Raw genomic sequence first — 6,473 nt, 5'->3', positions numbered from 1 at the left:
TGAACTTCAATCTCAGGGAGGAAACCTTTTGAGTGAAGATGTAGATCTGAGTACTCAGCAGGAATAGTGGCTTTCTCCTCTAAATAAAGAATAAAGCAAGTATCCTGAGAAACATGATTGACTAGGGTAAAATAATCAAGGATTCCTGAAGGCAAGAACAAGCTTAAAGAAGCAACAGGATCAATCGTTTGGGAAGAGGATGTTTTCATGATGCAAAAATAAGAATTTTAACGCAATCCCCCAAGGTTTCAGACTGAGCCTCCAATATTAAACGATTATTCAACCATATATAAATCAGAATTCATCAATCATAAATAAAAAAAGGTTGCCAATCTTATCGACTGACAACCTTATGTCTATATGGAGCGGAAAACGAGACTCGAACTCGCGACCCTAACCTTGGCAAGGTTATGCTCTACCAACTGAGCTATTTCCGCAAACTAAATTTCGTCATTCAGAATTCTGAAAGATGGGTGCCCAGAACAGGACTCGAACCTGCATGCCTCTCGACACACGCACCTGAAACGTGCGCGTCTACCAATTCCGCCACCTGGGCAAAACTTAGTTCCATTATTTCAAAGAAACAAGAGCGGAAAACGAGACTCGAACTCGCGACCCTAACCTTGGCAAGGTTATGCTCTACCAACTGAGCTATTTCCGCATTTCACTTTCATAAACTGTGAAGAGAAGGAGACTCGAACTCCCACGACATAACTGTCACTACCCCCTCAAAGTAGCGCGTCTACCAATTCCGCCACCTCTCCATAATTTTAAAGTTTAACCTTTGTGCCCAGAACAGGACTCGAACCTGCATGCCTCTCGACACACGCACCTGAAACGTGCGCGTCTACCAATTCCGCCACCTGGGCAAAGATTATTGTTCCAACATTTCAAAGAAACATGAGCGGAAAACGAGACTCGAACTCGCGACCCTAACCTTGGCAAGGTTATGCTCTACCAACTGAGCTATTTCCGCATTTTTTCGTTTGCGGTTGCAAAGGTAGGGATTTTCCGTAAACCTGCAAACATTCTGCCTACTTTTTTCACAGAAATCTGTTCACTTTGCATCGACCGCAAAACAATCATTTTGATTATCAACTCATTCGGCCACGATAATCTTCATAAGAAAATTGCTTGTATATTTCAGCTTTCCCCTCTTTGGTCCAGATAGCAATGGCAGGATGGTGAATTCCGTTAAACATATTTGTCTTGACCATCGTATAATGAATCATATCTTCGAACACAATACGTTCTCCGATTTGCAAAGGATGATCGAAACTCCACAATCCCATATAGTCACCACTCAAACAGGAATTTCCTCCGAGACGATAAATATATTTTCCTTCGTTTCCCATTTCGGCACCACGCACGGCAGGCTGATAGGGCATTTCCAAACAATCGGGCATGTGGCAAGTGAAACTGACATTCAAAATAGCCGTCTTGATTCCACGACTTTCCACAATATCCACTACTTCGGAAGTCAGCACTCCCGTCTGCCATATAAAAGCCGAACCGGGTTCCAGGATAATTCGCAGATGAGGATGGCGTGCTTTTAATCCTTGCAATAGTGTTATCAAATGTTCGGTATCATAGTCTTTACGGGTCATCAGATGTCCACCACCGAGATTCAACCACTTTATCTGTGGAAACCAACGGGAAAATTTGGCTTCGAGATGTTCCAATGTACGTTCCAACTCATACGAAGAAGATTCACAGTGACAATGACAATGAAAACCTTCAATGCCTTGCGGTAATACATCGGGCAACAAATCGGCTGTTATCCCAAAACGTGTGCCAGGTGCACATGGATTATAAAGTTCTGTTTCCACTTCCGAGTATTCGGGATTTACACGAATACCACAAGAAATACCACTTCCTTCTGCCACCACCATCGGATAAAAACGCTCGAACTGCTGCATCGAGTTGAAAGTGATATGACTGCTGCAACGCATTATTTCAGGAAAATCCTGTTCCGTATAAGCTGGAGAATATGTATGTGCCTTACTTCCGAATTCTTCCAGTGCCAAACGGGCTTCATACACCGAACTTGCCGTAGAATGAGCTATATATTCACGGAATATAGGGAAAGAACGCCACATGGCAAACGACTTGAAAGCAAGAATAATCTCCACTCCCGCCCTGTCGGCTACGTTTTTTATCAAACACAAGTTCTTTCTTAAAAGTTCTTCTTCCATGATATAACAAGGAGAAGGAAACTGATTAAAATCTATCATATATAAAATTATTATCTAAACTGACGTCTTACAAACGTGGATGCAAAAATACAAATTCAAAAGCAAAGAGGGATTGTTTTATTTTTAATTAAGATATTGGTTTTCGCGAACTTTTTCTTATTTTTACACCTTATATATTATAGTAAGTATTGTATCATCCTAAATACCCGATTAAAATGAATAAAGATTTAAGAAAAGTAGTGATTCTACTGGCACATCCTAACATCAAGGAATCACAAGCAAACAAAGCATTAGTTGATGCTGTCAGTGACATGGAAGGAGTGGCGGTTTTCAATCTTTACGAGCTGTCACAGGAAATCGCTTTCAATATAGATGAATGGAGTAAAATCATTTCCGATGCCTCGGCTGTCATCTATCAATTTCCTTTCTATTGGATGTCTGCACCGTCATTACTAAAGAAATGGCAGGATGAAATCTTTACTTTTCTATCCAAGACTCCGGCTGTCGCCGGCAAACCGCTGACAGTAGTAACGACCACGGGATCCGAATACGAGGCTTATCGCAGTGGAGGCAGAAACCGTTTCACTACGGACGAATTATTACGTCCTTATCAGGTAAGTGCCATTCATTCGGGAATGTCATGGCAAACCCCTATTGTTGTTTATGGGATGGGAACGGCAGACGCCGGCAAGAATATCGCTGAAGGAGCAAATCTGTATAAACAACGTGTGGAGATGCTTATCGGTAACAGTAATGCAGGGAACAATTGGTAAGATTTATAAAGCGTAGCTTTAGATAGGATAAAGCTACGCTTTACAGTTGCTAAAGCATAGCTTTAGGTTTCACCAAACACTTCTTTTTCAATGTAAACACTGGCAGGAAAATAAACACTCCGATTACAGACATTATCAATCCCCCGATAGTACCTGCCGCCAATGGAAACCAGAAGCCTTCTTTTTCCATGCCTACCATAAAAAGAACGAATCCCAGAATGGTAGAAGTCACTGTTAGGAAAATAGGAATCACTTTAGTGTTCCAAGCTTTCACATAAGCCCGAAGCGGTGATAGACGCGGGAAACGTTTACGAACGGAATTATATTCATTCAAGATATAAATGCTCGCATTAACCGTAATACCACAAAGCAAAACAAAAGAAGCAAATCCTCCCTGGTCAAAATTCAGTTTGAACCAATAGAATGTCAGAAACACACCGATATAAGATACTGGGATCACAAAGAGAATGGCCAGCGGCTGTTTCAAAGAATTGAACAGGATACTCGTAATAAAGAAAATAATAGCAATCACAATCAAAAGCAGACGATATTGTTTATTATCCTTTCCTCCCCACGACCAGTTATTATCTTCCGATTTGGCAGTATATCCCATCGGAAGAATCTCATTAAACTCTTCCAGATCTTTTTTCAATAGTTTATTTCCCTGTTCCGAAGAACCGATATACTCATATTGCAAACACAGCCGATACTGTTGATTCTCCTTAGCCACTTCCTGTGGCATCTGTCCTTTTTCCACAGTTGCCAATTCAGAAAGCTTATATTCCCTCTCTCCTATTTGAAAAGGATAAAACTGCATTGCCCACACATCCCTATCTTCCGACTGACACGAAGAAAGTTTTATCTTTTCCGTCCCCTCTTCCGCCATTACCGAACCTATTTCCATATTTCGCCCATATATCGGGTGAATAGCAGAAAATAACCTTCCGGCTCCAATCCCCTCCTCTGCCATCCGCTGTTTATTCAGATTAAAGTAGAATTCCATATAATCATCTTTCCACCAGGAGAAATCAGATCCGATCGTCACTTCCCGAATCCGGCGGTGAGACAATAACTTTGCTTTTAATTTTTCAACCCAATCATACAGTGCATCGTAATTATATCCATACATTTTCACCCGGAAAGAACCCGCATTCTCACGTACATCATTACTGAACCCCTGATCCTGCAAACCATATATAGTCCAATTTCCACCTCCCAGTTGAAGCGCCTTGCTAATCATATTCGCTTTCAACGTATAGGGAAAACCGCTTTTCTGATGTTCTTTCGAAAAATAGATGTGGATAGATGACCTGCGGGCACTTTCTACAGATGTCTGGAACTGTTTTATCTCTTTAAATTCGCTCAAATAAGTTTCCATCCTCTTAACCAGTGTATTCATTTGCTCAAGTGTACTTCCATTCGGCAAATTAGCATTGGCGTGAAGCACTACCTCTTCATTACGTGAAAAGTAACTCCCTTCATATACCTTTTGCACAAATAACCTTAAAGTACCTCCCAACACCTTATCTACTATCGGTTTCACCTTTTCCTTATAAGTAGTGGTCCCCAACGTTTGATTATAAGTTTTCGCCCATCTATCATCACCTTTCATCTTTTCCGGCAATAGAAATACCGGTAGTCCGAATACCAACAATAACAAAATACATACCGCCACCCTCCAACGGCAAAGTATTTGTATCAGCCACCTGTAACAACGACTGAAATAAACCGGAAGCCGACGCATTCTTGAACGTATCCACACAAAGAAACGCACCTCCCCAATCTTCCATTTAACGATTGAAAGAGAAGATTTCTTTCTTCGTTTCAATCCTATTTTATCAATTAGAGAAGGAACAAAAAATAAAGCAACCAGCAGTGATACTCCCAGATTTATAATCACTACGGCAGCAAAATCCTGTAAATTAAGACGTATCTTCTCATCCAGAAAAAAGATGATAACCAAAGCTCCCATCGTGGTCAATGTGGCTGCAAGAATGGACATAAACGCTTTCCGATCTCTACGCCGCAAATAATGATCGCTCATTACAATTGTATTATCTATCACCAAATTTAATGAAACCGTAATACCCGCCAAAGAATACAATTGCATTTCCAATCCGAACGCATAATAAAGAATGACAGCTATTGCCATATTAACAGCCAGACTGATTACAATCAAAAAAAGATATTTAGGACTAAAGGTGATCAACAATACAAACAGGAGCAAAATCGCTACAGTCATTCCCGTACGCAAATAAATTTTCCCCAGTTCTTCCTGAATAAATTCCGTTGCGTCGTAACTGGTGTGAATCTCATATCCTGCCGGAAGTAATAGCTGGTTATCATCCATAAATGCTTTTACCTTTTCACTCAATGCCAATTGATTTGCTGTTTCCTCTGCAACAATCGACAGATAAATTGAATTCAGCCCATTAATCCGATAATAATTTTGTGGCTGCTCCTCCATACGGGAAACCTTCACCAGCTCATTCAGACCTATGATTTTACCATCTTTCATTTTTACCTTTATCCGCTCCGCATTAAACTCTCTGCCCTCCTGCTCGGGAACCAATGCCAAACGTATCCACTGTCTGCCCGAAGCACCCTGTTCTACATCATAAGTACCCAAAAATTCTTTTTGATAATGCAACCGGACAGCCTGGCGAATATCATCCGTACTTATTCCAAGCGCACGCAATTGTTCCGAATCATACTCCAATCGCCATTCCATCGGAGTAGCTCCGCTAAGATTGATTTTATAAATTCCCGGAATCTGTGCAAGACGCGTTTTTATATGTTCTTCCGCATACTGCTGAATTAAGAAAAGAGTAGCGGGTGCATTGATCGTAAATGCCATAAAAGGCCCCTGATTACTCTGCCCCGGACTGTGCATCTGAATATACGGATAGCTCACCCCATCCGGTAATTCCGGCCACGTCTGACGAATAATAGTAGAAGCTTCAAAGCGGGCAACCGCTGCATCCACATGTTTATCCAAATTCACACTGACACTTCCCCATCCGTTTCCTGAAGTGGAAGAAATCCCTCGAATACCCTTCACACGGGCAAGCATTGCCTCTAACTTACTGGTAGCCGTCATTTCCACCACACGTGCTGAAGTACCGGGCATACTGAATCTCACCGTGAAACCGGGCAAGGTCCGCGACGGATTCAGTTTGACAGGCAACAATGGAATGAGCGCCAGCCCAACCAATGCCACACAGACAAAAGCCACAATCAATGTGAAAGCAGAAGCCTTAAGAGATTTTACTATTTCAGAATCCATATTTAGCATTATCAATATTTATATAAATGGGAATTTATCGGTTAAAATGGGAATTTTGCAGTTAAATGAGAATTTATCGGTTAGGCTGAAAGCCTTACAATTATATATTTATTGGGGTGCCCTGAAAGGGCTTAATTATATAGCGTAGGGCAACGCCCTACGAAAAAAACACACCAGCCACAAGCCCTGAAAGGGCGGAACTGTATACAATTATGCCCT

Annotated in this window: 3 protein-coding genes, 6 tRNA genes and 1 pseudogene; 1 reads left to right on the top strand and 9 read right to left on the bottom strand. The window is 41.4% G+C overall.

The window, feature by feature from the left end; genetic code table 11:
- From HMPREF0106_RS27765 to nspC, 8 genes and pseudogenes are all read right to left on the bottom strand, one after another.
- Window positions 1-209, bottom strand: a pseudogene (locus tag HMPREF0106_RS27765) (transposase); the annotation flags it as partial.
- Window positions 210-361: 152 nt separating this feature from the next.
- Window positions 362-437 (bottom strand) — tRNA-Gly (locus HMPREF0106_RS16690).
- Between the two features lie 37 nt (window positions 438-474).
- Window positions 475-556, bottom strand: a tRNA-Leu gene (locus HMPREF0106_RS16695).
- A gap of 32 nt (window positions 557-588) precedes the next feature.
- Window positions 589-661: transfer RNA gene (locus tag HMPREF0106_RS16700), tRNA-Gly, on the bottom strand.
- A gap of 19 nt (window positions 662-680) precedes the next feature.
- A tRNA-Leu gene (locus tag HMPREF0106_RS16705) sits at window positions 681-764 on the bottom strand.
- Between the two features lie 23 nt (window positions 765-787).
- Window positions 788-869, bottom strand: a tRNA-Leu gene (locus tag HMPREF0106_RS16710).
- A gap of 34 nt (window positions 870-903) precedes the next feature.
- Window positions 904-976: transfer RNA gene (locus HMPREF0106_RS16715), tRNA-Gly, on the bottom strand.
- 118 nt (window positions 977-1,094) lie between these two features.
- Window positions 1,095-2,234 carry a carboxynorspermidine decarboxylase gene (gene nspC / locus HMPREF0106_RS16720; RefSeq protein ID WP_004313156.1) on the bottom strand — a complete coding sequence of 380 codons (1,140 nt, stop codon included), beginning with the start codon at window positions 2,232-2,234 and terminating at the stop codon, window positions 1,095-1,097.
- Window positions 2,235-2,410: 176 nt separating this feature from the next.
- Here nspC and HMPREF0106_RS16725 point away from each other — a divergent pair, with 176 nt between their 5' ends.
- On the top strand, window positions 2,411-2,968 hold the full coding sequence (locus HMPREF0106_RS16725) for an NAD(P)H-dependent oxidoreductase (RefSeq protein ID WP_009039515.1): 558 nt from the start codon (window positions 2,411-2,413) through the stop codon (window positions 2,966-2,968).
- A 49-nt stretch (window positions 2,969-3,017) separates the two neighbouring features.
- On the opposite strand, the gene HMPREF0106_RS16730 is transcribed toward HMPREF0106_RS16725, so the two are convergent.
- Window positions 3,018-6,263, bottom strand: coding sequence for an efflux RND transporter permease subunit (locus tag HMPREF0106_RS16730; RefSeq protein WP_009039513.1), 3,246 nt, complete (start codon window positions 6,261-6,263; stop codon window positions 3,018-3,020).
- Window positions 6,264-6,473 lie beyond the last annotated feature (210 nt).

It is taken from the genome of Bacteroides sp. D22 (genome assembly GCF_000163675.1).
GTDB lineage: Bacteria > Bacteroidota > Bacteroidia > Bacteroidales > Bacteroidaceae > Bacteroides > Bacteroides xylanisolvens.
Note: the sequence above shows the minus strand (reverse complement) of the source record. Positions and strands in the feature narration are given on the sequence as shown.

Excerpts from the sequence above, each read along its gene's own strand:
- HMPREF0106_RS16730 (WP_009039513.1), bottom strand. The coding sequence starts at position 6,263 with ATGCTAAATATGGATTCTGAAATAGTAAAATCTCTTAAGGCTTCTGCT.
- HMPREF0106_RS16725 (WP_009039515.1), top strand. The coding sequence starts at position 2,411 with ATGAATAAAGATTTAAGAAAAGTAGTGATTCTACTGGCACATCCTAAC.
- nspC (WP_004313156.1), bottom strand. The coding sequence starts at position 2,234 with ATGATAGATTTTAATCAGTTTCCTTCTCCTTGTTATATCATGGAAGAA.